22 protein-coding genes, 1 pseudogene and 1 riboswitch are annotated in these 24,515 nt (G+C 70.4%); of the genes and pseudogenes, 13 read left to right on the plus strand and 10 right to left on the minus strand.

Annotated elements, in window-relative coordinates:
- Positions 1–347 precede the first annotated feature (347 nt).
- The 7 genes and pseudogenes from FBZ89_RS29050 to cobJ all read left to right on the plus strand — a co-directional run.
- Positions 348–621: pseudogene (locus FBZ89_RS29050) on the plus strand (transposase); the annotation flags it as partial.
- A 129-nt stretch (positions 622–750) separates the two neighbouring features.
- The gene (gene cobW / locus FBZ89_RS29055; RefSeq protein ID WP_145754434.1) at positions 751–1,800 is read left to right on the plus strand and encodes a cobalamin biosynthesis protein CobW; all 1,050 of its coding nucleotides are present in this window, start codon (positions 751–753) and stop codon (positions 1,798–1,800) included.
- Between the two features lie 155 nt (positions 1,801–1,955).
- Positions 1,956–5,645: a cobaltochelatase subunit CobN gene (gene cobN / locus FBZ89_RS29060; RefSeq protein ID WP_145754436.1), complete on the plus strand. Its 3,690-nt coding sequence runs from the start codon at positions 1,956–1,958 to the stop codon at positions 5,643–5,645.
- Positions 5,642–6,991: a precorrin-3B synthase gene (gene cobG, locus FBZ89_RS29065; RefSeq protein ID WP_246172998.1), complete on the plus strand. Its 1,350-nt coding sequence runs from the start codon at positions 5,642–5,644 to the stop codon at positions 6,989–6,991. Before cobN ends, cobG begins: the two co-directional genes overlap by 4 nt.
- A 14-nt stretch (positions 6,992–7,005) precedes the next feature.
- Positions 7,006–7,671: a precorrin-8X methylmutase gene (locus FBZ89_RS29070; protein WP_145754437.1), complete on the plus strand. Its 666-nt coding sequence runs from the start codon at positions 7,006–7,008 to the stop codon at positions 7,669–7,671.
- A gap of 5 nt (positions 7,672–7,676) precedes the next feature.
- Positions 7,677–8,501: a precorrin-2 C(20)-methyltransferase gene (locus tag FBZ89_RS29075; protein WP_145754439.1), complete on the plus strand. Its 825-nt coding sequence runs from the start codon at positions 7,677–7,679 to the stop codon at positions 8,499–8,501.
- On the plus strand, positions 8,498–9,304 hold the full coding sequence (cobJ, locus tag FBZ89_RS29080) for a precorrin-3B C(17)-methyltransferase (protein ID WP_145754440.1): 807 nt from the start codon (positions 8,498–8,500) through the stop codon (positions 9,302–9,304). Before FBZ89_RS29075 ends, cobJ begins: the two co-directional genes overlap by 4 nt.
- Here the strand turns inward: cobJ and FBZ89_RS29085 are convergent.
- On the minus strand, positions 9,283–10,023 hold the full coding sequence (locus FBZ89_RS29085; RefSeq protein WP_145754442.1) for a cobalt-precorrin-6A reductase: 741 nt from the start codon (positions 10,021–10,023) through the stop codon (positions 9,283–9,285). The genes cobJ and FBZ89_RS29085 overlap by 22 nt on opposite strands.
- A gap of 29 nt (positions 10,024–10,052) precedes the next feature.
- On the opposite strand from FBZ89_RS29085, the gene cbiE reads away from it, so the two are divergent.
- From cbiE to cobM, 3 genes are read left to right on the plus strand one after another with little or no spacing between them, the layout of a single operon-like run.
- Positions 10,053–11,291 (plus strand): precorrin-6y C5,15-methyltransferase (decarboxylating) subunit CbiE, encoded by a 1,239-nt coding sequence (cbiE, locus tag FBZ89_RS29090; protein ID WP_145754443.1) that lies wholly within the window; start codon positions 10,053–10,055, stop codon positions 11,289–11,291.
- On the plus strand, positions 11,288–11,704 hold the full coding sequence (locus FBZ89_RS29095; protein ID WP_145754445.1) for a cobalamin biosynthesis protein: 417 nt from the start codon (positions 11,288–11,290) through the stop codon (positions 11,702–11,704). Before cbiE ends, FBZ89_RS29095 begins: the two co-directional genes overlap by 4 nt.
- Complete coding sequence (gene cobM / locus FBZ89_RS29100; RefSeq protein ID WP_145754447.1) at positions 11,701–12,462, plus strand: precorrin-4 C(11)-methyltransferase; 762 nt, start codon at positions 11,701–11,703, stop codon at positions 12,460–12,462. Before FBZ89_RS29095 ends, cobM begins: the two co-directional genes overlap by 4 nt.
- On the opposite strand, the gene FBZ89_RS29105 is transcribed toward cobM, so the two are convergent.
- Positions 12,441–13,583 carry a cobalt-precorrin-5B (C(1))-methyltransferase gene (locus FBZ89_RS29105; protein WP_145754448.1) on the minus strand — a complete coding sequence of 381 codons (1,143 nt, stop codon included), beginning with the start codon at positions 13,581–13,583 and terminating at the stop codon, positions 12,441–12,443. The genes cobM and FBZ89_RS29105 overlap by 22 nt on opposite strands.
- Between FBZ89_RS29105 and cobA the strand changes: the two genes are divergently transcribed.
- Positions 13,582–14,370, plus strand: coding sequence for a uroporphyrinogen-III C-methyltransferase (cobA, locus tag FBZ89_RS29110; protein ID WP_145754450.1), 789 nt, complete (start codon positions 13,582–13,584; stop codon positions 14,368–14,370). The two genes, FBZ89_RS29105 and cobA, sit on opposite strands and share 2 nt — an antisense overlap.
- The gene (locus tag FBZ89_RS29115) at positions 14,363–15,694 is read left to right on the plus strand and encodes a cobyrinic acid a,c-diamide synthase CobB (protein ID WP_145754452.1); all 1,332 of its coding nucleotides are present in this window, start codon (positions 14,363–14,365) and stop codon (positions 15,692–15,694) included. The genes cobA and FBZ89_RS29115 overlap by 8 nt, the downstream gene beginning before the upstream one ends.
- Before the next feature lie 66 nt (positions 15,695–15,760).
- On the opposite strand, the gene FBZ89_RS29120 is transcribed toward FBZ89_RS29115, so the two are convergent.
- The 3 genes from FBZ89_RS29120 to FBZ89_RS29130 form a co-directional block, all read right to left on the minus strand.
- Positions 15,761–15,994 carry a LysR substrate-binding domain-containing protein gene (locus FBZ89_RS29120; RefSeq protein ID WP_246173000.1) on the minus strand — a complete coding sequence of 78 codons (234 nt, stop codon included), beginning with the start codon at positions 15,992–15,994 and terminating at the stop codon, positions 15,761–15,763.
- 155 nt (positions 15,995–16,149) lie between these two features.
- Positions 16,150–16,974: a CbtA family protein gene (locus FBZ89_RS29125; RefSeq protein ID WP_145754454.1), complete on the minus strand. Its 825-nt coding sequence runs from the start codon at positions 16,972–16,974 to the stop codon at positions 16,150–16,152.
- Positions 16,975–16,995: 21 nt separating this feature from the next.
- Positions 16,996–17,214: a CbtB domain-containing protein gene (locus FBZ89_RS29130; RefSeq protein ID WP_004274006.1), complete on the minus strand. Its 219-nt coding sequence runs from the start codon at positions 17,212–17,214 to the stop codon at positions 16,996–16,998.
- 32 nt (positions 17,215–17,246) lie between these two features.
- Positions 17,247–17,411: riboswitch (cobalamin riboswitch) on the minus strand.
- Position 17,412: 1 nt separating this feature from the next.
- On the opposite strand from FBZ89_RS29130, the gene FBZ89_RS29135 reads away from it, so the two are divergent.
- Positions 17,413–18,042 carry a histidine phosphatase family protein gene (locus FBZ89_RS29135; protein WP_145754455.1) on the plus strand — a complete coding sequence of 210 codons (630 nt, stop codon included), beginning with the start codon at positions 17,413–17,415 and terminating at the stop codon, positions 18,040–18,042.
- A 131-nt stretch (positions 18,043–18,173) separates the two neighbouring features.
- On the opposite strand, the gene FBZ89_RS29140 is transcribed toward FBZ89_RS29135, so the two are convergent.
- The 5 genes from FBZ89_RS29140 to FBZ89_RS29160 all read right to left on the minus strand — a co-directional run bounded on the left by FBZ89_RS29140 (position 18,174) and on the right by FBZ89_RS29160 (position 24,499).
- Positions 18,174–18,674 (minus strand): response regulator transcription factor, encoded by a 501-nt coding sequence (locus FBZ89_RS29140; protein ID WP_145754456.1) that lies wholly within the window; start codon positions 18,672–18,674, stop codon positions 18,174–18,176.
- A gap of 195 nt (positions 18,675–18,869) precedes the next feature.
- On the minus strand, positions 18,870–19,304 hold the full coding sequence (locus FBZ89_RS29145; RefSeq protein ID WP_145754458.1) for a hypothetical protein: 435 nt from the start codon (positions 19,302–19,304) through the stop codon (positions 18,870–18,872).
- A gap of 4 nt (positions 19,305–19,308) precedes the next feature.
- On the minus strand, positions 19,309–22,584 hold the full coding sequence (locus FBZ89_RS29150) for an nSTAND1 domain-containing NTPase (RefSeq protein ID WP_186457646.1): 3,276 nt from the start codon (positions 22,582–22,584) through the stop codon (positions 19,309–19,311).
- 200 nt (positions 22,585–22,784) lie between these two features.
- Positions 22,785–23,573: a glycosyltransferase family 2 protein gene (locus FBZ89_RS29155; protein WP_145754461.1), complete on the minus strand. Its 789-nt coding sequence runs from the start codon at positions 23,571–23,573 to the stop codon at positions 22,785–22,787.
- Entirely contained in the window at positions 23,570–24,499 is a 930-nt protein-coding gene (locus tag FBZ89_RS29160; RefSeq protein WP_145754463.1) for a hypothetical protein, read from the minus strand. Before FBZ89_RS29160 ends, FBZ89_RS29155 begins: the two co-directional genes overlap by 4 nt.
- Positions 24,500–24,515 lie beyond the last annotated feature (16 nt).

Genomic DNA, 24,515 nt, shown 5'->3' on the forward strand with positions numbered 1-24,515 from the left:
GATGATCACACCATCATGTTGCCAACTGCCGCTGCATGATCCTCCCGGCCAAACCCGCCGGAGAGCCCGATGGCCAGGCCCCTGTTACACCACGCCTAGGGACACGATCTCCGAATTGGTGGACCTTCGCTAAGCTCGGCAGCGAGCCAGGAGGTTACCCATGACGACAGCCCGCCGTTCGTTCACGGACGAATTTAAACAGGAGGCCGTGTCGCTGCTTGGTAAGACTGGATGTTTGTCCGAGGTGAGGTGGCGATCGTGTTCCTAGCAGGGTGATGAAAAAGCCTATGGCTGCCTGAGTTTCGGCATGATTCACTATTGGCCTTGGGCACGCGGTCGAGGGTGGGATGCGCGGATCAGACGAGCGATCGGGGGAGTTGTTCTCCTACGTTGATCTTGAGATGCGGGTGCGGACGGACCATCCGCTTCGGCCGATCCGGGAGATGGCGAACACGGCATTGGCCGTTTTGTCGGACGACTTCACGGCGCTCTATTCCGGCATTGGAAGGCCGTCGATCGCACCGGAAATGCTGCTGCGGGCGATGCCGTTACAGGCGTTTTACTCGATCCGGTCGGAGCGGCTAGTTGATGGAACGGCTGGAATACGACCTGCTGGTTCGTGAATAAGAGATCAATGAGGGCGGCGACGTACAGTCAGCCGTCGGCCATAGGATCTTATCGCCTCTTCTCTTTTTGTTCAAAGTTCCGCAGCATCCACTCCCGTCCCTTAAGTCCCTGAGAGCCTGTGCCATGCCGACCCCCACCGCCAAAATCCCCGCCACCGTCGTCACCGGCTTCCTCGGCGCCGGCAAGACCACGCTGATCCGCGGCCTGCTGCAGAATCCGGGCGGCCGGCGCCTGGCGCTGATCATCAATGAGTTCGGCGATGTCGGCGTCGATGGCGCCGTGCTCAAAGGCTGCGGTGATGAGACCTGCCCGGAGGACCGGGTGATCGAGTTGGCCAACGGCTGTCTGTGCTGCACCGTGGCGGATGATTTCGTGCCGGCGCTGGAAACGCTGCTGAACCGCGCCGACCCGCCGGACCACATTATCATCGAGACCAGCGGCCTGGCCCTGCCCAAGCCCCTGGTGCGCGCCTTCACCTGGCCGGCGGTGCGCTCGCGCGTCACGGTGGACGGCGTGGTGGCGGTGGTGGCGGCCGACGCCGTGGCCGAGGGCCGCTTCGCGCCCGATGCCGAGGCCCTGGCGCGGCAGAAGGCCGCCATGGAGGCCGGCGACGCCACAGTGGAGCATGAAACCCCGGTGCAGGAGGTGTTCGAGGACCAGGTGCTGTGCGCCGACCTGATCCTGGTCAGCAAGACCGACCTGGTGGATGAGGCCGGGCTGGCCGCCGTGGCCGAGACGGTGAAGGCCCTGCGCCCCACCGCCCCGCTGCTGGTGCGCGTGGCCCATGGCGATATCGACCCCAATGTGCTGCTGGGCCTGTCGGCTGAGGCGGAGGCCGACCTGGACGCTCGCATCAGCCATCATGACACCGAGGAAGACCACGACCACGACGACTTCACCAGCTTCGTCGCCGAATTGCCATCCCAGGCCGATCCGGAGGCCCTGGCCCGCCGGCTGGGCGAGGTCACCCAGCGCTTCGGCATCCTGCGCCTGAAGGGCTTCATCGATGTGCCGGGCAAGCCCATGCGCCTGCTGGTGCAGGGTGTGGGCGCCCGCATCCAGACCAGCTACGATCGGCTGTGGGGCCCGGACGAGGCACGGCGCAGCCGCTTGGTGGTGATCGGCGAGACGGGCCTGGACAGGGCGGCCATCGAGGCGGCGCTGGCCGCCTGACTGGCCGCGCGGGCCGGGCGCGGACGCAAGGCGGTGCCCGGCCCCAATCCCGCGGTTGACCAATCCGCCTGTTGAATTGACGGCGTATAGGGGCTAGAGCGGCATAAAGCTCGCTTTTGGTCTTTCAGTGTCGTCACACGGGTTTCGCCCTTCCCATGCACCTGTTGCCCACCCAGGCCGAGGATCTGCTGGCGTCCCCCCAAGCCGAGGATTTGGGGCAGACGCCGGCGGAGTGCGTGTTGCTGTCCTTTTCCGACAGTGACCTGTCGGCGGTGGCCACCGCCTATCACGCCTTGGGCGACGTGCCGTGGCGGCCCACCCTGCGCCTGGCCAATCTGATGCGCCTGGGGCATCCCCTATCCGTCGATATGTATGTCGAGGCGGTGGTATCGCGGGCCCGTCTGGTGGTGTTGCGCCTGAACGGCGGCGCCGGCTATTGGCGCTATGGGCTGGAGCAGGTGGCGGAGACCTGCCGGGCCCGGGGCATCGCCCTGGCCGTGGTGCCTGGGGAGGCCAAAGCGGATCCCAGCCTGGACGCCGCCGGCACCGTGGACTTGGCCACCACCCACCGGCTGTGGCGCTGCTTCGTGGAAGGCGGGCCGGAGAACATGGCCCGGTTGCTGGTTCAGGCCGCCCACCTGGTGGGCCGCCAGCCGCCCGCCGATCTGCTGGTGGGGGAGCCCACGGCCCTGCCCCGCTATGGCCGCCATGAGGGTTGGCGGCCGGCGACGGCCGTCGAGGGACCACCGGCAGCACTGGTCTTCTACCGGTCACACCTGCAGGCCGGCAATCTGACGGCCCTGCACGCCCTGGCCGACGCCTTGGCCCGGCGCGGCCTGGCGCCGCACCTCTATTACGCGGCCAGCCTGAAGGAAGGTCCGGCGGTGCTATGGCTGGCGGCCGAACTGGCGGCCCTGCGGCCGGCCGTGGTGCTGAACGCCACCGGCTTTTCCGCGCGCCAGGGCCCGGAGGACGCGTCCCCCCTGGACGCTCCCGGTGTGCCGGTGCTGCAGGCCGTGCTGTCCACGGGCACGGAGGCGCTATGGGAAAAGGCGCGCGCCGGCTTGGGCCCGGCCGACCTCGCCATGACCGTGGTGCTGCCGGAAATGGACGGCCGGTTGCAAGGTCCCGCCATCGCCTTCAAGGCGGCCGCCGACTGGGATGCCGCCCTGGAATACGCCCCGACCTTGAGCCGCCCTCGTGCCGACCGGGTGGACGCGCTGGCCGACAAGGCGGTCGCCTGGGCCCGTCTGGCCGCCACCCCGCCGATGGGACGACGCGTGGCCCTGGTGCTGTCCGACTATCCCGCCCGCGGCGGCACCGGCCTGGCGCTGGGCCTGGACACGCCGGCCAGCACCCTGGCGATGCTGGCGGCTCTGGCCGGCGCCGGCTATGGGGTGGCGGACAGGCCGGCCGATGGCGCCGCCCTGATGGCCGCCCTGCGCCGGCCCCTCGACGGCGATGCGCCGGGCCTGAGCCTGGCCGATTACGCCCGGCTGATGGACCCGGCGGCGCTGGCCGCCATCACCGCGCGGTGGGGCCCCCCTTCAGCCGACCCTCTGGCGCACGACGGAGCGCTGCGCTTTCGCGTCCAGTCCTGCGGCAATGTATTCGTGGCGGTCCAGCCCAGCCGGGGGCATGGCGTTATCGACAGCGCCGCCCACCATGACCCCGATACCCCCCCCAGCCACGGCTATGCCGCCTTTCACCTGTGGCTGCGCCACGTCGCGGACATCCATGCCCTGGTGCAGGTGGGCGCCCACGGTACGCTGGAATGGCTGCCGGGCAAAGCCGTGGCTCTGTCGGCCGACTGCTGGCCGGAGCGACTGGCAGGATCCCTGCCCGTCCTCTACCCCTACATCGCCACCAATCCCGGCGAGGGTGTGCAGGCCCGCCGCCGCCTGGGCGCCGTGCTGGTGGGGCACTTGCCGCCGCCGCCCGTGCCGGCGGGACTGCACGGCGATTTGGCGGCCCTGGAGCAGGCGCTGGACGAATACGCCCAGGCGCAGAGCCTGGACCCGCGCCGCCTGCCCACCCTGCGCGCCCGCATCCGCGACCTGGCCTGGGAGGCCGGTGTCACCCGTGACCTGAACCTGCCGGCCAATCTGGCCACGGGGGATCTTCCCGACGAAGCCCTGGCCCGGCTGGACGCCCATCTCTGCGACATCAAGGAGATGCAGATCCGCGATGGGCTGCATGTCTTCGGGGCAGCGCCGGACGACGGCGCCCAGGCCGCCTTCCTGGCCGCCATGGCGCGCTTCCCCCGTCGTGACCGGCCATCCATGACCGAGGCGCTGGCCCGCGACCTGGGCCTGGCCGGCACGCTGGAGGACCTGTTCACAGGCGACGCCGCCACGCCCTGGCCCCATCCCCTGCCGGCCCTGCTGGCGGAGCGAACGGGAACCAGCCCCACCGTCGGCCGTGTGCGGGCGGCACTGGATGGCCTGGTGCGGGCGCTAGTGTCGGGCCACATCGTTGCGCATCCGGAATGGGAAAGGGCCGCAGCCGTCCTGGCCACTCTGCACGCCGAGGTGGCGCCCCCCTTGGCCGCCAGCGGCCCGGCGGAGATGGCGGCCCTGCTGGCCGGCCTGGACGGCCGCTTCGTCGCCCCCGGCCCCGGTGGGTCGCCGGCGCGCGGCCGGGCGGATGTGTTGCCCACCGGCCGCAACCTTTACGCCATCGATCCCCGCGCCGTGCCCACGCCCAGCGCCTGGGCCTTGGGCTGGAAGGGGGCGGATGCCGTGCTGACCCGTCATCTGCAGGACCAGGGCGACTGGCCCCGGCAGTTGGTGGTGGATTGCTGGGGCAGCCCCACCCTGCGCACCGGCGGCGAGGAACTGGCCCAGGCCCTGGCCCTGATGGGCGTACGCCCCGTGTGGGAGGCCGGCAGCGGCCGGGTGACGGGCGTGGAGGTGTTGCCGGCCTCAGTGCTGGGCCGGCCGCGCGTGGATGTGACCCTGCGCATTTCCGGTCTGTTCCGCGACATGTTCCCGGCGCAGCTGGCGTTGTTCGACCAGGCGGCGCGCAAGGTCGCCGGGCTGGACGAGCCGGACGCGGTCAATCCCCTGGCCACCGCCGTGCGGGCCGACCGCGACGCCCTGCTATCCACCGGCATGGATACGGCGGAGGCTGATCGCCAGGCCACGGCCCGCGTCTACGGCGCCGCCCCTGGCGGCTACGGCACAGGCCTGGCGCAACCGCTGGCCACCGGCGACTGGCAGGCCCGCGACCAGCTGGGCGCCGCCTATCTCGACACCGGCTGCCACGCCTATGGCCTGGACCTGGACGGCGTGGCCTTGCCCGCCCTGTTCCGCCGGCGCGTGGGCTTGGCCGACGCCCTGGTCCATATCCAGGACCAACGCGAAACCGATGTGCTGGACAATGACGGCATGACCCAGTTCGAGGGCGGGTTCGCCGCCGCCGCCGGCCTGCTGGGCAGCGATCCCGTCCTTTATCACGTCGACAGCGCCGAGCCGGAGCGCATCACGCCCCGCACCCTGGCGGAGGAGGCCGCCCGCGTGGTGCGCGGTCGCGCCGCCAACCCACGCTGGATCGATGGGCAACGCCGCCATGGCCATAGCGGGGCCGCCAACCTGGCCCGCACCGTGGATGGCGCCGTGGCCCTGGCGGCGCTGACGGGTGCCGTGCGATCCCACCAGGTGGACAGCCTCTATGATGCCTATGTGGCGGATGGCGAAACCTGGGCCTTCCTGTCGGACAGCAACCCTGACGCCGCCCGGCAAATCCTGGATCGGTTCCAAGAAGCTTTGCAGCGCGGCCTGTGGCATCCCCGGCGCAATTCCACGCCCGAGGATCTAACCCGCCTGCGGGAGGAATTGGCATGAGTACCCCCATCAATCCGCCACGGGTGCGGGGCGCCTGCCCCGGCGCGCTGGTGCCCATGGCGGTGGCCGACGGCCTGCTGGTGCGCCTGCGTATTCCCGGCGGCAGGCTGTCGGGGCCGATGGCGGCGGCAATCTGCGGCCTGGCGGAGCGCCACGGCAACGGCCTGGTGGATCTGAGCCAACGGGCCAATCTGCAAATCCGCGGTGTGACCGAAGCGACACTGCCCGCCTTGACCGACGCCCTGCGCGAGCTGGGCCTGGTCAACGGCGACCCGGCGGCGGAGAGGGTGCGCAATGTGCTGTGCAGCCCCACCTGCGGCCTGGACCCGGCGTGCGCGCCCGTGCGCGCCCTGGCCCAGGCGCTGGACGCCGCCTTGGCCGCCAGTCCCGACCTGTGGGCCGCGCTGCCGGCCAAGTTCAGTTTCGTCCTGAACGGTGGTGGTCAAGCGCCCCTGGCCGATACCGTGGCCGATATCCGCTTCGACGCCCTGCCCGGCACCGGCCTGTTCCGGGTGGCGGTGGGCGGAGACCAGACCGGCGCCACGCCGCTGGGTGTCTGCGCCGCCGACGCGGTGGTGGACACGGCCCTAACCCTGGCCCGCACCTATGTCCGCCTCTCGAATGGCCGATACCGGCGCCTGGCCGCCCTGGTGGCGGCGGAGGGCACGGCCGGGCTCGCCGTCCATGTCGCCTTGGCCCCGATGCCCGCCGGTACCGGCCTGCCCGGCCTGCGCCTTGAGCAGGTGCTGGGGCCGCACGCTGGCTGGATGGGACTCGCCTTTCCCTTCGGCGGCATGAGCACTCAATGGCTGGCGCTCGTCGCGCACATGACGCCGGCGCTGCGCCTGACACCCTGGCGCGCCGTGCTGCTGGAAGGCGGCGGCAGTGACCTGGTTGAAATCTTTGAGCCCACAGGATTATTCATCCTGGCGCCCGAGGACCCCCGCCTGGCGCTGTCGGCCTGCAGTGGTCGCGGTGCCTGTGATTCAGGATTGACGGACGCGCGCGGCGACGCCCTGGCGCTGGCCCGGGTCGCCCCCCGCCTGCTGGCGCGCGGGCATATCCATGTCTCGGCCTGTGCCAAGGGCTGCGCCCACCCCGCCTCGGCGCTGGTCACCCTGACGGCACGGGGCGATCAGGCCTATGATGTCGGCCTGCTGGCACCCGCCGGCGGGGTGGCGCAATGGCGCGGCGTGACGCCGGCCCGTGCGACATCGCTGGTGGCGGCGCTGGAAGCTGTCTATACCCACCGGATGCGGGCGGATGAGGATCCGGCCGCCTTCATCACCCGCCTGGGTGGGCCGGCCGAACTGGCCGCCCTGGTCGAGGCCACTGTCGTCGCGTAGAGGAAGCCGCCCCCGTGTCCAGTCCCGAGCCCCATAGCCGAGGCGCGCCCCCGCAGTACGATTACATCCGCGATGGCGCCGCCATCTACGCCCGGTCGTTCGCCATCATCCGGGAAGAGGCCAGGCTGGACCATCTGCCGGAGGACCTGCGCGCCGTGGCCGTGCGCATCATCCATGCGGCGGGGCTGGTCGAGACGGCCGAGCACCTGCTGTTCTCATCCGACGTGGGGGCGGTCGCCCGCGCCGCCCTGCGCAGCGGTGCGCCCATCCTGTGCGACGCCCAGATGGTGGCGCACGGCGTCACCCGCGCCCGCCTGCCGGCCGATAACGCCGTCATCTGCACCCTGACCGACCCCGCCGTGCCCGCCCTGGCGCAGGAGCTGGGCACCACCCGTTCCGCCGCGGCTCTGGAACTGTGGCGCCCGCACCTGGAGGGCGCGGTGGTGGCCATCGGCAACGCGCCCACCGCCCTGTTCCACCTGCTGGAGATGATCGCGGCCGGCGCCCCCCGTCCCGCCGCCGTCCTGGGCTTCCCCGTGGGCTTCGTCGGGGCAGCGGAAAGCAAGGACGCCCTGGCCGCCAATCCCTGGGCGCTGCCCTATCTGGCCGTGGCAGGCCGGCGGGGCGGCAGCGCCATGGCGGCGGCGGCGGTCAACGCCCTGGCTTCGGACCGGGAGTGAGCGGCATGGGCACCATTACCCCCGGCACCCTCCCCCCTGGCACGTTATACGGCATCGGCACCGGCCCTGGTGACCCCGAGCTGATGACCCTGAAGGCGGTGCGCCTGCTGCGCGCCTGCCCCGTGGTGGCCTATTTCGCCAAGCGCGGCGGCCCCGGCCAGGCCCGGCGCATCGCCGCAAGCCATCTGGACGGCACCCATGAGGAGGTGCCCATGGTCTATCCCGTCACGACCGAACTGCCGCCGGACAGCCCCGCCTACGCCGCCGCCATCGAGGGCTTCTTCGATGAGCAGGCGGAGCGGTTGGCGGCCTTTCTGGCCGCCGGCAAGTCCGTGGCGGTGCTGAACGAGGGCGACCCGTTCTTCTACGGGTCCTACATGCACCTGCATCTGCGCCTGGCGCACCGCTTCCGGGTGGAGGTGGTGCCGGGCGTGCCTTCCATCCTGGGCTGTGCGGCGCAGCTGCCCATTCCCCTCACCATCCGCGACGACGTGCTGTCGGTCATCCCCGGCACGCTGGGCGAGGTGGAGCTGGCCGCCGCCCTGGGCCGCGCCGACGCCGCCGCCGTCATGAAGCTGGGCGGCAACCTGCCCAAGGTGCGCCGGGTGATCGAAAGCCTGGGCCTGACCCACCGCGCCTGGTATGTGGAGCGCGGCACGACCGAAACCCAGCGGGTGCATCCCCTGGCCCAGGCGCCGGACGTCGCCCCTTACTTCGCCATGATTCTGATCCCAGGCCAGGGCAAGCGCGGCGGCGTGCTGACCGCCCCCCAGGCGGCCAAGTCCGAGGCAGCCAAGTCCGAGGTGGCCAAGTCCGAGGTGGCGGAATGAGCGTTCCCGGTTCACTGACCGTCGTCGGCCTGGGCCCCGGCCCCGACCGCTGGCTGACGCCGGAGGTGGCGGACGTGCTGGCCAACGCCACCGACCTGGTGGGCTACGGCCCCTATCTCGACCGCATCCCGCAGAGCTTCCACCGCCGCCACGGCTCCGACAACCGGGTAGAGCTGTCGCGCGCCCGTCTGGCGTTGGACCTGGCGGTGTCGGGCCGCAAGGTGGCCCTGGTGTCGGGCGGCGACCCCGGCGTCTTCGCCATGGCGTCCGCCCTGTTCGAGGCGCTGGAGTCCGCCGACGACCCCGCTTGGGCCGAGGTGCCGGTACGGGTGTGTCCCGGCGTCTCCGCCATGCTGGCGGCGGCCGCGCGGGTGGGCGCCCCGCTGGGGCACGACTTCTGCGTCCTGTCCCTGTCGGACAACCTGAAACCGTGGGATCTGGTGCTGAAGCGCCTGCGCCTGGCGGCGGAGGCCGACTTCGTCATCGCCCTCTACAACCCCATCTCCAAGGCGCGGCCCTGGCAGCTGGGTGCGGCGCTGGACACCCTGCGCACCATGAAGGATGCAGCGACACCGGTGGTGCTGGCCCGCGCCGTGGGCCGGCATGACGAGGACGTGACCATCACCACCCTGGCCGACTGCGACCCCACCAAGGCCGACATGCGCACCCTGGTGCTGATCGGGTCCAGCCAGACCCGGCTGCTACCCAAGGGCGGCGGCAAGGGGGGCGGCAAGGACGGCGATAGCCTGGGCGACGTCTGGGTCTACACGCCGCGCAGCTATTATTCGGCGGAGGTGCCGTGAGCGGCCAGCCAGGCGACAGCGTCGGAGGCGGAGTAGAGCCGGGGTGCCGTTCCGGCCGCCGGCCGATCGACCATGACCACGGGCAGACCCAAGGATCGTGCGGCTTGCAGCTTGGCCGCCGTGGCATCGCCGCCGCTGTTCTTGGTCACCAGGGTGCCGACGCCGTGGGCGCGCATCAGATCCATTTCCCCCGCCGCCGTGTAGGGCCCCCGATCCAACACCAGGACTGCGCCGGCCGGCAGGACATCCGGCGGGTCCACCGCCCGCACCAGGAATCGACGATCCATGGCCAGGAAGGGCTCCAGCTCCTGCCGCCCCACGGTGAGGAAGACGGTGTCGGGCAAACCGGCGAGCGCCTGGGCGGCGGCGGCCATGGTGGGCACCACGCGCCAGTCATCGCCCGCGCCGGCCGTCCAGGGGCGGCGGGTCAGCACGACCAGGGGAACGTGGGCGGCGGCGCAGGCCGCCTCGGCATTGACGCTGATTTGGGCGGCGAAGGGATGGGTGGCGTCGATGACGGCCCGAACGCCCTCCGCCCGCAGATAGTCCGCCAGGCCCGCAACGCCGCCGAAGCCACCAATGCGGGTGGGCAAGGGCTGCGGTGCGGGGTCGCGCGTACGGCCGGCCAGCGACAGCGTGGCCCGGAAACGATCGTCACCCGCCAGCAGGCCCGCCAGTTGTCGCGCCTCCGTCGTGCCGCCCAGGACCAGTACCCGCATCGCCCCATCCCCGTTCCGGTGTGCCGGCCATGACTAGCACCGGCACCCCCTGGCTGACCATTCCCTGGCTGACCATTGTCGGTATTAGCGAGAATGGATGGGATGGCCTTTCCCCCGCCGCCCGCGCCGCCGTGACCGGATCCGGCCTGCTGGTCGGAGGCACCCGTCACCTGGCCCTGGTGCCGAAGACGGCGGGGCAGGAGTACCTGGCCTGGCCCAGCCCGATCAGCGATGCCTTCCCCACCCTGCTGGCCCGGCGCGGCCAGGCGGTGACCGTGCTGGCCAGTGGTGATCCGCAGTGGTTCGGCATCGGCGCCACGCTGGCCCGCCTGGTGCCGGCGGCGGAAACGCGGGTGTTGCCGGCGCCCGGCGCCTTCACCCTGGCGGCGTCCCGCCTGGGCTGGGCGCTGCAGGACGTGGCCTGCCTGTCGCTGCACGGCCGCCCGCTGGAGACCGTCATCCCCCACCTGTTCCCAGGGGCCCGCCTGCTGCTGCTCAGCTGGGACGGCATCACGCCGGCCAAGCTGGCGGCCCTGCTGCGCCAGCGCGGCTTCGGCCCCAGCACGCTCACGGTGCTGGAGGCCATGGGCGGCCCCCGCGAGCGGGTGAGCACCGCCCCGGCCGATGCCTGGCCGGACGGCGATATCCAGGACCTGAACACCATCGCGCTGACCTGCGCCATCGCCCCCGGCGCCCGGGTGCTGCCGCGCAGCCCGGGATTGCCCGACGACTGGTTCCAGCACGACGGCAAGGTCACCAAGCGCGAGGTGCGCGCCGTCGCCCTGTCGCACCTGGCGCCGGGCCGGGGGGAGATGCTGTGGGACGTGGGCGCCGGGTCCGGGTCCATCGCCATCGAATGGCTGCTGGCCGACCCCGCCAACCATGCCGTGGCGGTGGAGGACAGGGCCGACCGCATGGCCGCCATCCGCGCCAATGCCCTGGCCTTCGGCGTTCCCAACCTGGCGTCCCGCGAGGGGGCGGCACCCGACGCCCTGGCCGACCTGCCGCGACCGGATGCCGTCTTCATCGGTGGCGGCCTGACCTGTCCCGGCGTGGTCGAGGCATGCTGGCAGGCCCTGCGCCCCGGCGGGCGGCTGGTGGCCACGGCCGTGACCCTGGAGACGGAGGCGGATCTTGTCCGCTGGCAAGCCACGCTGGGCGGATCGCTCACCCGCCTGTCGGTGGAACGCGCCGCCCCCCTGGGCGGCTTTCGCGGCTGGCGGCCCCTGATGCCCGTCACCCTGTGGCGGGCGGAGAAGCCACTATGACCGGCCCCTTCCCGCCCGCGCCCTGGGCAATCGGCATCGGCTGCCGTCAGGGCGTAGTCGCTGCGGAGATTCTGGAGCTACTGAGCCAGGCTTGGGCCCGTCTGGGCTGGAGCGCCCCACCCGCCGGCACGACCCTCTGCACCCTGGACCGCAAGGTCGGCGAACCCGGTCTGGTCCAAGCCGCCGTCACGCTGGGTCTGCCGTTGGTCGGCTTGGAAGAGGCCGCCTTGCGGGCCATCACTACGCCCACCCCCAGCGCCGCCACCGACCATGGCTTGCCGCCGGTGGCGGAGGCGGCGGCCCTGGCCGCCTGCGGCGCCCCCCGCAACCCGCACGCCCGCCTGGTCCTGCCCCGCATCCAGGGGCCAGGCAGCACCTGCGCCGTGGCCTGTTCCGGGAGCCCCACCCCATGACCGTGCATTTCATCGGCGCCGGCCCCGGCGCGCCCGACCTGCTGACCCTGCGCGGCCGCGACCTGATCGCCCGCTGCCCCGTCTGCCTTTATGCCGGGTCGCTGGTTCCGGCCGCCGTGCTGGCCCATGCCCCGGCGGATGCCCGCATCGTTGATACCGCCCCGCTGTCGCTGGCGGAAATCGTGGCCGAGTTCCAGGCGGCGCACGCGGCCGGCCAGGATGTCGCCCGCCTGCATTCCGGCGACCTGTCGGTCTACAGCGCCCTGGGCGAGCAACTGCGGGCGCTGAAGGACCTGGGCATCCCCTACACCATCACGCCGGGCGTGCCGGCCTTCGCCGCCGCCGCCGCCGCCTTGGGCCGCGAACTGACCCTGCCCGAGGTCAGCCAGACCCTGGTCATCACCCGCACCAGCGGCCGGGCGTCGGCCATGCCGGCCAATGAGACGCTGGAGGTGCTGGGCCAATCCGGCGCCACGCTGGCCATCCACCTGTCCATCCATGTCATCGACGACGTGGTGGCGCGCCTGACGCCGCTGTACGGCGCGGACTGCCCGGCGGCGGTGGTCTATCGCGCCTCCTGGCCCGAGGAACGTGTGTTGCGCGGCACCCTGGCGGATATCGGCGCCCAGGTGGCCGCCAACCCCATCGAGCGCACGGCCCTGATCCTGGTGGGCAAGACGCTGGGGACGGAGGATTTTCGGGCCAGCGCGCTTTACGACGCCGGCTATCAGCGCCGCTATCGCGGGAGGGGGGAGTGAGCCTGGCCCACGCCACCAGCCTGCCCGATGATGCCGCCCTGACGGTCGATGACCATCACGTCGATGGTGATGGGCGCGCCTTCCAGCACCCGCAGCGCCACGGCGCGTGCCATCTCCGCCACCCGGTCCGCCACCGGCAGGCCGGCGGCATCAGCCAACTGCAGCACCTCAAGCGCGGTGTTGGCGCCGCGCGCTTTGGCCACCAGATCGGACGCGGCGCCCAAATCGGCCAGCACACCCGCCAGCCAGTCCAGGTCCACCGCGTGGCGCTTGGAATGCAAATCCATCAGCCCCTGGGCCAGCTTGCCCAGCTTGGCGAAGCCACCGGCGATGGTCAGGTGCGGCACGGGATGGCGGCGCAGGTATTTCAGCGTGCCGCCGGCGAAGTCGCCCATGTCCAGCAGCGCCTGTTCCGGCAAGCCGTAGCGGCGGGTCACCGCCGCCTCCGACGTGCGGCCGGTGCAGGCGGCGACATGAGGCAGGCCGGCGGCCCGGGCCACATCCACGCCGCGATGGATGCTGGCGATCCAGGCACCGCAGGAATAGGGCACGACGATGCCGGTGGTGCCCAGCACCGACAGGCCGCCGATGATGCCCAGGCGCGCGTTCATGGTGCGCCGGGCCAGCACCTCGCCATTGTCGATGCCGACCTCCACCACCAGGTCCGCCGGACGACCGGCGGCCTGGGCCACGGCGGTGACCGCATCGCGGATCATGGCGCGGGGCACGGGGTTGATGGCGGGCTCGCCCACCGGCAGCGGCAGGCCGGGCAAGGTCACCGTACCGACACCGGGCCCGGCGCGGAAGGTGACGCCGCTGCCCCCCACCCCCGCCGTGACGCGCGCCCGCACCAGGGCGCCATGGGTCACGTCGGGATCGTCGCCCGCGTCCTTGATCACGCCCGCCTGGGCCCAGCCGTCACCACGCTCGGTGACGGCCAGGGCGAAGGCCGGGCGCTGCCCGCCGGGCAGGGTGATGGTCACCGGGTCCGGGAAGTCCCTGCCGAACAAGGCCGTCGTGGCCGCCGCCGCCGCCGCCGTGGCGCAGGCGCCGGTGGTCCAGCCGGGGCGCAGCGCGCGCCCTTCCGTCCCCTCCGTATCGATATCGCCGTCCACGTCCATGACTGACCTGACCCTACCGTCCTTGGCCTTTCCCGATTTCCAGCCCGGCGGCGTCTGGCTGGTGGGTGCGGGACCGGGCGATCCCGGCCTGCTGACGCTGTTGGCCCTGCATGCTCTACGCCAGGCGGATCATATCGTCTACGACGCGCTGGTGGACGAGCGCATCCTGGACATGGCCAACCCCGCCGCCGTGCGGGAATTCGCGGGCAAGCGCGGCGGCCGCCCCTCACCAGCGCAGGAGGATATCAGCCTGCGCCTGGTGGAGCTGGGACGGCAAGGCCTGCGCGTGCTGCGGCTGAAGGCGGGCGACCCCTTCGTCTTCGGCCGGGGGGGTGAGGAGGCGCTGGCCCTGGTGGCCGCCGGCCTGCCCTTCCGGGTGGTGCCGGGCATCACCGCCGGGCTGGCGGGCCCCGCCTATGCCGGCATTCCCGCCACCCACCGCACCGCCAACCAGGCCGTCATCCTGGTGACCGGCCAGTCGGCGGGTGACGGCCCGGACTGGGCGGCCCTGGCCGCCACCAAGGCCCCCTTGATCCTGTACATGGCGTGGCGCGGCCTGGGCGGCATTGCCACGGCGTTGATGGAAGGTGGCCTGGCGGCCGATACCGCCGTGGCCGTCATCTGCGACGCCACCACCCCGCGCCAGAGAGTGTTGACCAGCACGCTGGCCCGCTGCGCCCGGGAGCTGGCGGACAGCGGACTGGCGCCACCCGCCATCATCGTCATCGGCGCCATCGCCGAATTTCGCGGCACCCTGGACTGGCTGGGGGTGACGTCCCATGGCTGAGCGCATCGCCCCGGGCCTCATCATCGCCTCACCCGCCTCGGGCTCGGGCAAGACTACCCTGACCCTGGGCCTGCTGGCGGCCTTCCGTGCCCGGGGGCTGGACGTGCGCGCGGCCAAATCGGGGCCGGATTACATCGATCCCGCCTTCCATGCCGCCGCCTGCGGCCGTCCCAGCCTGAACCTGGACAGCTGGGCCATGGAACCGGTCCTGGTCGATGGGCTGGCGGCCCAGGCATCGGCGGGCGGCCAATTGCTGATCTGCGAAGCGCTGATGGGCTTGTTCGACGGCGTGGCCCGCGTGGGCGCCTGGGGCAACGGCGCCACGGCCGACCTCGCGGCCCGCACCGGCTGGCCCGTGGTGCTGGTGGTGGACGGGCGCGGGGCGTCGCAATCGGTGGCGGCCGTGGTGAAGGGCTTCGCCACCTATCGCGACGATGTGCGCGTGGCCGGCGTGGTGCTGAACAACATCGCCAGCCCCCGCCACCGCGCCCTGATCGAGGGCGCCATCGACGCCCTGGGCATTCCGGTGCTGGGCGCCCTGCCCCGCACCCCCGGCCATGCCTTGCCGGAACGGCATCTGGGCCTGGTGCAGGCGTCGGAAACCGAGGCGCTGTCCGAGCGGCTTTCCACCCTGGGCGCCTGGGTGGAAAGCCATGTCGATCTGGACCGCCTGGCGGCCCTGGCCGTGCCCTACGCGCCGGCCGTCACCCATGCAGTCCCAACGGCCCTGCCGCCGCCGGGGCAGCGAATCGCCCTGGCCAGCGATGCGGCCTTCAGCTTCGTCTATCCGCATGTGCTGGCCGGCTGGCGGGCGGCGGGGGCGGAAGTACTGCCCTTCGCCCCCTTGGCCGACCAGGCGCCCGATGCCGGCGCCGACGCGGTGGTGCTGCCCGGCGGCTATCCCGAACTGCACGCCGGCCGCCTGGCGGCGGCGCGCACCTTCAAGGCCGGGATGCGGCGTCTGGCCGCCCGGGGTGCGGCCATCTTCGGGGAATGCGGCGGCTACATGACCCTGGGCGAGGTGCTGGTGGACGCGGAAAGCCAGGCGCATGAGATGCTGGGCCTGCTCTCCGTCCAGACCAGCTTCGCCAAGCGCAAGCTGCACCTGGGCTATCGCCGGGTCACCACCCTGGCCGACATGGCCCTGGGCCCGGCCGGCAGCCGCTTCCGCGGTCACGAATTCCATTACGCGAGCGTCCTGACCGCCGGCGCCGATGCGCCCCTGCTGACCGCCGAGGCCGCCGATGGCACCGACCTGGGCCCCTTGGGCAGCCGTCGGGGCAGCGTGGCGGGGTCCTTCCTGCATCTGATCGCAAGGGGCTGACGGATCTTTCTCAGCCCCTGGTCAACAACTCCGCCAGCAGCGGATTGGGGATGCGGCGTTCCAGCGTCACGGCCAGGAAACTTTCGACCACGCTGGGCAGGCGCCCGGCCCCACCAGCCCGCCATTGCCCAACTCGTCCCTCACCACGATGGGGGGAATGACGGCCAAGCCGGCATCCTCACGCACCATGAGACGGATCATGGCCATGTCGTCCACCTCGGCCGCGATGCGCTCCGTGATGCCGTGGTGGAGGGCAACGGCGGCATGCTGCGCACCGGCCTGCCCCGGCAAGCCGTCCATGACGGGGAACGGCTGGGGCGAAGCCCCACCCGCTCCTTCAGCACCAGGCCGCGATGGACATGGGGTGGAGCCGTCCTGCGCAGGGACCGCCCCTTTCTACGGTCGGTGGCGGATCGCTGTCATCGACCGGTCATGAATGGCTGCCCGGCGTGACATCAGAACAGCGCCGGCCGGTCACCCCGGCGCAGAGCCTGCAGGTCGCGGGACTGCGCCCGTTCGCACAACCAGCCATAGCCCAGGCCCAGCGCCGCCCAGAGGGTGGCATGGATGCCCCAGGAGGCGATGCGGAAACGCCACAGCAGCTGGGCCGGGAATATCTCCGGCACCTCGTTCACCTCGGGCAGGGCATATCCCGCCACGACCATGACCACCAGGAACAGGGCTCCGCCAGCGAGGCTGGCATTCCAGGCACCCCAGCGGGCGGCCAACCGGCGGGCCATGACCACGGCTGCCACCATGGCGGCGACGGACAGGATCAGCAGGATGAAGAATAGGGCGGTGCGCTGCTGAATGGTGTCGGGGTCGCCCACCGCCGGGGGATTGGCCGGATACTTGAAGGCCGGCACCAGGACCACGGCGAGGAAGCCCAGAAGGGCCAGGACGGCGGCCAGCCCGCGCGGCCCCAGGGTGCCCATGCGGCCCTGGGCGTAGGCATAGGTCAGGGCGAACAGGCCGCCCACGGCGGCGCCATAGACCAGCAAGCCGGTCAGCAGGCCCCAGCCGCTTTGCGTGCCGCGGCTGAACAGTTCCTCCTCCTCATCCGCCGCCTGGGTGTCATGATGATGATGGCTGTGCCCCGCCTCAACGGTGTCAGGGGCGGCGCCCGCGTCATGATGCCCATGCCCCCCGGTCACCTGGGCCGCCTCGACGGCGATGGCGCGTTCGACCGGTGGCTCGCCGATCAGCGTGGCCACGCCGAAGGCAAGCAACCCCGCCAGGATGCCGATGAGCATCCCGCGGGCGAGATAAATTCCAACCATGATGGCGAGGGTCCGCCCGCCTTAGTGGCAGGGGAAGCCCAGCAGGTGGCGGGCGTCGTGCACGAACTCATGCACTTCGCGGCCCTGGATCAGGGAGGTGGCGCCCTGCTCCGCCCCCACGAAATAGACCATCAGCACCAGCAGCAGCCCGCCGAACACGGCCCAGGGCAGCAGTTCAGCAGCGGAGATCACCGGCAGGGCGACGGCGGGGGTGCCAGAATGGGTGGTGGCGTGGGCCATGAAAAACGCTCCCTGGGATTACGCGTCCCGTATGCGGTCTGTGTCATGCGACGGGGGGTCTGGCTTCCGCACGCCCTGGAAAGGCTTGGGCGTTCGGTTACAGTGGCGCGACCGTGCCGGATTTGCACCGGCTTCCCCCATGCGCGGGCGATCCGTGGATGGTAGGGAGGGGCGGCACCGCATTCAAGGACTATCTCCATGACAGCCTCCGATGTCATTGGCCGCCTGACGCTGCTGGCCCACGCCCCCACCCGGGCCCAGCGCGGGGCCATCTTCCCTCGCGCGGATGACGCGGCCGAGGAAACAGGCCTGGCCCAGGCCATCCAGCTGGCGGAGGTGCGCGCCCTGCGTAAGGTCGATCGCCTTTGGACGGCGCCCGAGACCCGCGCGCGGCAGACGGCGGACGTGCTGGCCGGCGCCCTGGGTTTGGAGGCGCATGAAGACACGGCCCTGGCCGACCTGGACGTGGGCGCCTGGCAAGGCCGCAGCCTGGCCGACCTGTCGGCCCATGAGGCGGACGCGGTGGGCGCCTGGCTGGGCGATCCGGAGGCCCGCCCCCATGGGGCTGAGTCGCTGGCGCAGCTGCGGGCGCGGGTGGCGCGGTGGCTGGAGCATGGAACGACGGAGGGGCACACCCTGGCCGTCACCCACCCGGCCGTGATCCGCATGGCGGTGGCCGTCGTGCTGGAGGCGCCGCCGCAAGCCTTCTGGCGGCTGGACATCGCGCCGCTGTCGCTGACCGATCTGCGCTGGCACCAGCGCTGGGCCGTGCGCGCCACGGGAGTGGACGCGCTGACCCTGCCCCGGCTCTTACGCCACCCGGCATGAGAGGTTTGCGGCTTCATCGGCTGGGGTTGGCTGCCGTTCTGAACCTTCTGGCCCCCCTGCCGAGATCCCCCTGCCAAGATCCCCCCTGCCAAGATAAGGATCCGCGCAGCCCGGTCCTTGGTGGTATTGATTCACGCCCGACAGACGGAGCCACAGTTCAGGGCGCTTCCGCCTTCGCCATGCGAAGGTCCGAGCTGATTGCCGGACCGGACATCCGGCGACGACTGGGCCCGGATGATGATTTCCTGAAGTGTATGCACCCCCAACTTTTCACCCGCGCGTTCCCGATGCTTCTGGACGGTGCGCGGGCTGATATCAATGAGGCGGGCGATTTCCTTGCTGGTAAGGCCGGCCGCGACGTAGCGCACCACCTCCGCTTCGCGCCGCCCCAGGACATCCCAGGCCAACGGTGGCGGCGGCAGTTGCGGCGCGGTGACACCCCGGGCGTAGGCGATCAGTTGGGCGGTGGACGTCAGCCCAGCCTTGCGCATGATGTTGGAGCGGTGCTTGCGGATGGTCAGTTCCGAGGCGCCCAGCGTGGCGGCGATCTGCGAACTGCTCAGGCCCTGTCCGGTCAGGTCCAGGACTTGGCGTTCCCGGGTGGTATAGCGGTTCATGATGTGCTGGCCCATGGGTGGGTTGTCGTCGCCGTGACGCCCCCCGCGCCAACAGCCCACACACCCTGCCAGTGACCGGAAGAATTCTTCCTTCTGTTATCCTTCCGGAATTTAACCTATTGATATACATAAGGAATAGCTCCAATAGACGGCCTGCCTGTCCGGAAGAAAAACGGCCCAGGCTTGGGGAAGCCCGGGCCGCCATTCACGTCAGATCGACCGCCTTGGGGGCGGGTCGGTGATGCCGCCGGTATTGGTTACCTCCGGATCCGTCGACCTCAGCTTCACCGGAGTGACGGGATCGCCAAGCCCACTCAACACATGTTGGACGTTGAGGAAAACCTTGCCAACGGTGACATACTCGCAATTCTGCTGATCATCATACACGATGACATGATCGGGCCTGACCCTGGCCGGATGGGTAGTCAGGTCCTTACAGCCGCCCACTGGCTCAATATCGGGGGGATCGAAGACGTACTGCCGGGCCGAGTCAACGTCGAGACGAAACACTATCTGACCAACATGACTTGGCACGCGTATGGATAGGTCCCCCCCTGCAAGGTCATTATAATACCAGATGTAGTTGCCAGTGGAAATTTCCTCTATCCGGACATTAATTTCTATTCTTCCAGGCGGGAATGTCATTTCCTTACTCCTTATTACTGGTTAGGGATTTAAGATATTCAACATCTCGATAGCCTATACGATCGAGAAACTGGGCGGCCGCCCCGGCCATCCCTTCTTCGTCCCCAGCGCACCGGTTGGCGCGGACCCAGGGGTCGAGGATGCGGAAATCACTGCTTGAGGGGGCGATGCCTCGAAGGACGCCTGCCGCGTCCAGGCAGGCCTGCCTGGCGGCCGCGTCGGCGCCCTGTCTCAGGGCGATCTCGGCATTGGCCAACAAGGTCTTGGAGAGAAGGATGGAGCGAAGCTTGTCCTGCCGGTCACGATCCACCGACGTCCGAGCAATGCCGGCGGCTTCGTCGATTTTCTGCTTTGCGGCCTCCAAGTCTCCCCCCGCCATCAAGGCGTAGCTGTGAAGCAGCAGGACTTGGGCCTTCTGGCGCTGCGCCAAATCGTCCGTTGGATTGACGTGGAGCAGCTGGTTGATCTTGACCTCAATGCCGAGAATGTCCGGTAACGCGTTTGAGACCCTCCCCAGGGCCAACTCCGCCCGCGCTTTCAGCAAAAGGATTTCTGTTCGGATGACCTGCCAACGGCGGTTCTCCGGCTCCTTGCGCAGGGCATCGTCAATTTGCTGCGTCGCCCGATCCAGGGCGCCGAGCGCCAGTTCCGTCTTGCCTTGAGCCTGCAGGAGGGCACTCTTCAACCGGTCAGCGGTCGCCAGCCGGAACGCCCAAACCGGCGCATCGGGTTGACGGCGGCGTACGTCGTCCAATACGTCACGCTGCTGATCATAAAGATCGGTCGCCGCCTCCAGCCGGCCTCGCTCAGCCTGCGCATCGGCCAGCAGGGAAAGGCTGTTTGCCAATTCCGCCAGCAGGGACACATTCTCCGGCTGGGCCGCCAGGGCCCGGTGCTTCAGCGCGATCGACGCGCTGAGATTGTCCGCGGCGGCATCCCCGTTCCCTTCCCGCAATTGGACGGCGCTCAAGCTGCTGAGCGCATAAGACAATTCAATCCAGGCATCCGACTCGCCGGGCTGGGCGTTCATCCGGCGTTGGGCGAAGTCTCGATATTGAATGAAACGACGCAATGTCTCGTCCAGGTGTCCCTGGTCCAGGGCAATCTGGCCGAACCAGAAGGCGACCGTACCCGAGACCTTCAGCGTCTCCGCATCCACTGCCCCTTCCGCCAAGTTGGCCCGCAGCAAGGTCTCCGCCTGGGTCAGGGCCTTCAGCGCGGCATCGACATTGCCGCGGGAGCGGTCCACGTCCGCCAGGGTTTGCAGCGCCTTGGCCTGGCGCAGGCGGGCGGCGCCGGGGATGCGGCCGGGGTCGTCGGTGGTGAGGTAGCCCAGCGCCTTCTGCGCCACGCCGTCCAGCAGGTCCAGGCGGCCCAGCGGCCGCAGCTTTTCCGCCAGATCGTCCAGCATATAGTCGGCCAGATCCTCCGCCTCCTGCAGGCGCAGGGCCGCCACCTTCTCCGCCCGGCTGGCGCGCAGGCCCAGGAAGGCAGCGACCAGGGCAATGGCGGCGACGCCGACCAGGACACCCAGGCGCAGGCGGTCGGCCCGCTTGGCGTGGCGGCCGGAGGCGGCCACCAGGGCCTTCACCTCGGCACCGACGGGGACGATGCCCTTGCCCACCAGATCCCGCGCCTCTTCCAGCGGCTTGCCCGGCCGCAGCAGGCGGTCGGCACGGCGGCCTTCCGCCGCCCATTGCCGGGCCAGCCCTTCCAACTGGCTGCGGGCGCGCAGGGCCTGGCGATGCTCGGCGATCCAGGCCACGGCGCGGGGCCACTGCCGCAACAAGGCCTCATGCGCGACGCCGAAGACAGCCTGCGTCTCCGACGCCCGGCTGACGAACAGCCGCTCATCCACCAGGGCCTGGACCAAGGCCCGCTCGTCATCGGTCGCCAGGTCCGACCAGGGGGCCTGCAGGCCGCGCACGGTATCGTCGACGGCACTGACGGCGACGATGACGGAGAAGATGCGGGACAGCGCCGCCTGGGCACCGGCAGGCAGGCCAGCCAATGTCGTCTCCGCCCGCTGGCCGATCGCCCCCTCGATACCGCCCAGGCCGCGATAGGCCACCAGGGACAGTTCACGCGCCGGGCTGCGCAGCAGGTAGAGCTGCTGCAGCGTGTATTGCAGCAGCGGCAGGGCGTCCGGGCTGTTCGCCGCGGCATCGCACAGCAAATCGTCCAGACGCTCATTGCCATCCGGATCCCCGCCGAAGCTGAGGCCGGCGATCTCGGCCGGCAGGCGGATCATCTGGCCGATTTCCGCCCGGCTGGGCGGCGCCAGATCGAAATGGCCGCCCGCCTCCTTGGCCGTCATCAACAGCGGCTCTTTCGCCACCTCGGGATAGAAGTCGTTGCGGCAGGCGGCGATGACCATGACCTGGCCGCCCCGCGCCAAGCGGTCGAGCGCGGTCAGGAACTGTCGCCGCTGCAGACCGCTGGCGAAGGCGCCACTGAACAGCACCTCCAGTCGATCGACGAACAGAATGAAACGGGCCCCGGGGGCCGTTCCATCGACGGGCGGGACGCCGTCCCTGGCGCCCTGGCCCTCTTCGATCAGGCTCTGGCCCAGATGCTCGGCACTGCAGCCGGCATACAGGGGCTCACCCTCCCAATCCAGGTCCAGCAGGGCGCCGCCCAGCGCCGTGGGCAGCGGCACAGCGCCGATGGCGCCCAGATCCAGAACGGTGGCGCCCGCCACCCGGAGGCCGGCACCCGTGCGCGTCAGGGCCGGCACCAGCCCGGCCTGGACCAGGGAGGTCTTGCCGCTGCCGCTGGCGCCCAGGATGAGGACGAAGGCCCTGCCTGCCGCCGCCTGGTCCGCCAGGACATCGCGCAGGCGGGCAACGGCCGCGTCGCGCCCGAAAAACACCGACGCATGGGCCGCCCCGAAAGGCTCCAGGCCGACATAGGGCGACTCCCGCCCCCAGACTTCCGCCGACGGCTCGGCCTCCCGGTGCGGCGCCAGGATCACGGGGGCGACGGTGCGATAGCCGCGCTTGCGGATGTTCTCAATGTAGCGCGGGGCGGTCGCGCTGTCGCCCAGGACCTTGCGCAGCTGGGCGACGGCCTTGTGCACCTGGTTCTCGCCCACGGCGATACCGTCCCAGCACTGGTGCAGCAGGTCGTCAGCGCTCAGGATCTTGCCGGCGTGCAGGCACAGGGCCAGCAGGACGTCTATGGCGCGCGGCTCGACCTGCAGCTGTGCCGCAGCATCCTCGCGCCACAGGACGCAGGCCTGCGCATCCACCTGCCAGTCGCCGAATTGGAAGCGCTTCACCTTCACGGGCAGCCCATCGCTGTCGTAAAAGACAGCTCCCCTTCTTGTTACATCAACTTTTCGAAGGGGCTTGCGGTCACACCCCCTACGCGATGGGCGTGAGTATAACCGCATATTACAACCCCAGCGACAAAACTATTCTAAGGACGTAGCTCATTCGCGAATATCATCCGCCTCACGCAGGTTCCGGGGTGGGGGGATCAGGACGCCACGCGCAGGCCCGAATCGGCGCACCGAAGCAGGAGGGCCGCCGGTTCGACCTCTGCCTCGACGGCCACCGGCCGGGTGCCGGCGGCATAGTCGTCGCGGTACTGAATGGTCAGCGCCTGCAGGCGCAGGCGCATGTCGGACTCGTAATTCGTCGCGGCATGGGTGGTAAGCGACGCGCCGTGGGTGCGGCGCAGGTAGAGGAACTTCTCCAGGACCGTGGTGCGGAAGCCGGCGGCCTGCGCGCGGATCACAAACTCGGTATCGGCGCCGCAGGGCCAGGCGCGGAAGGCGCCCAGGCTGTCCCAGATGTGCCGCCTGGCGACGAACTGGCCGTCCGTCCCCTTGCGCCGCTGCCCGTCCTGGGGGCGGTAGTCCGGCAAGGCCGGCACGATGGCGGTCGGCCGCAATTTCTCGTCCGTGTACACGCTCCACGACATGCTGAGGTCCACGCCGCCCTCCAGCACCTCGATATGCTCCGCCAGATAGTCGGACAGCATCACGTCATCGGCGTCGAAGCGGGCGATGAGGTCGCCTTCGGCATAGGGCATCAGGGTGTTGAAGGTGACGTAGGTGCCGCGATTACGCGGCAGGTGCACGACCTGCAGGGTCGGGTACGGCGCCGTCCTGACATAGTCCAGCGTGTCGTCGCAGCCATCCACGCCCAGCAGCACCTGCAGGCGCCAGCCGGGGGGGAGCGCTTGCGCGAACACGGCGTCGAGGCAGTCGCCCAGCCAGGGGCGCGCGCGAAAGGCGGCGATCAGGACGGACACGGTCTTCATCGGGCGGCCTCCATCAGGGTGGGGCGGCCGGCGGTCAGCTCCCGCAGGCCGCGTCGCAGGAACACGAACCACCCCGCCTTGGGCGGGTGCGGGGCGTAATAGGGCGTCAGGTTCAGGTCGATGATGGTGTGCCGCATGCCGTCATGGATGACGTCAAGGCAGAAGTAATCGAAAGGATATTGGGCGACGAAGCCGGCGAGCTGCCGCCATAAATCCCGGGGAAAGCCGCCGTGGTCGCCGATGGCCGGGGTCAATTGCCGGCGATCGATGCAGACCCAGCCATCCTCCGGCCGCTCATCCTCTTTCTTGATCAGGTCGGGGCTGTGCGCCCGGATGCACACCAGGGCGTCGCCGCAGCCATAGACGCGGTACAGGGTGTCGTCATGGGCGATGAAATTCTCGATGACCAGATCCGGGTTGTCCCACCAGCCGGGCTCCACTTCATCGCGGCGCATCAGGCGATAGTCGTCCCAGCCGCGGATGGGGCAGTCGGCCGCGGCGGAAAACAGCGGCTGCAACTCGGCGGGCAGCGCCCGCTCCGCCTTGCCGCCATAGTTCAGGTCCGTCTTGATGAACAGGAACTGGTCGTCCGGCCCCTGGCGGGCCGCCCGTGCGCTTCTGAGGCCGGCACGGTCCAGCATGCCGTGCAGCGTGCGCTTGCGCATGTCCGCCAGGCCGGCGTTGAGCACCCGGATCCCCCGCCGCGCCAGCTCCCGCTCAAAAGCGGGGCGTTGGCGCGGGAACAGGGCGGCGTGCGACAGGCAGTGATGAAACAGCACCGTGTCGATGCCGGGGCCGCAGGCGGCATCCAGCACAGTCCATTCGTCATCCCATTGCGCCGCGCAGTGCGCACCCGCCAGATGACTGATGAGATAGCCGCGCCATGAGTTCCATTCGTAGACGAGAAGATTACCCAGCTTTTCCATGGAGGTGTCCCCTGGA

The sequence above is a fragment of the Nitrospirillum amazonense genome (assembly GCF_007828045.1).
In the GTDB taxonomy this organism is placed as follows: domain Bacteria; phylum Pseudomonadota; class Alphaproteobacteria; order Azospirillales; family Azospirillaceae; genus Nitrospirillum; species Nitrospirillum amazonense_C.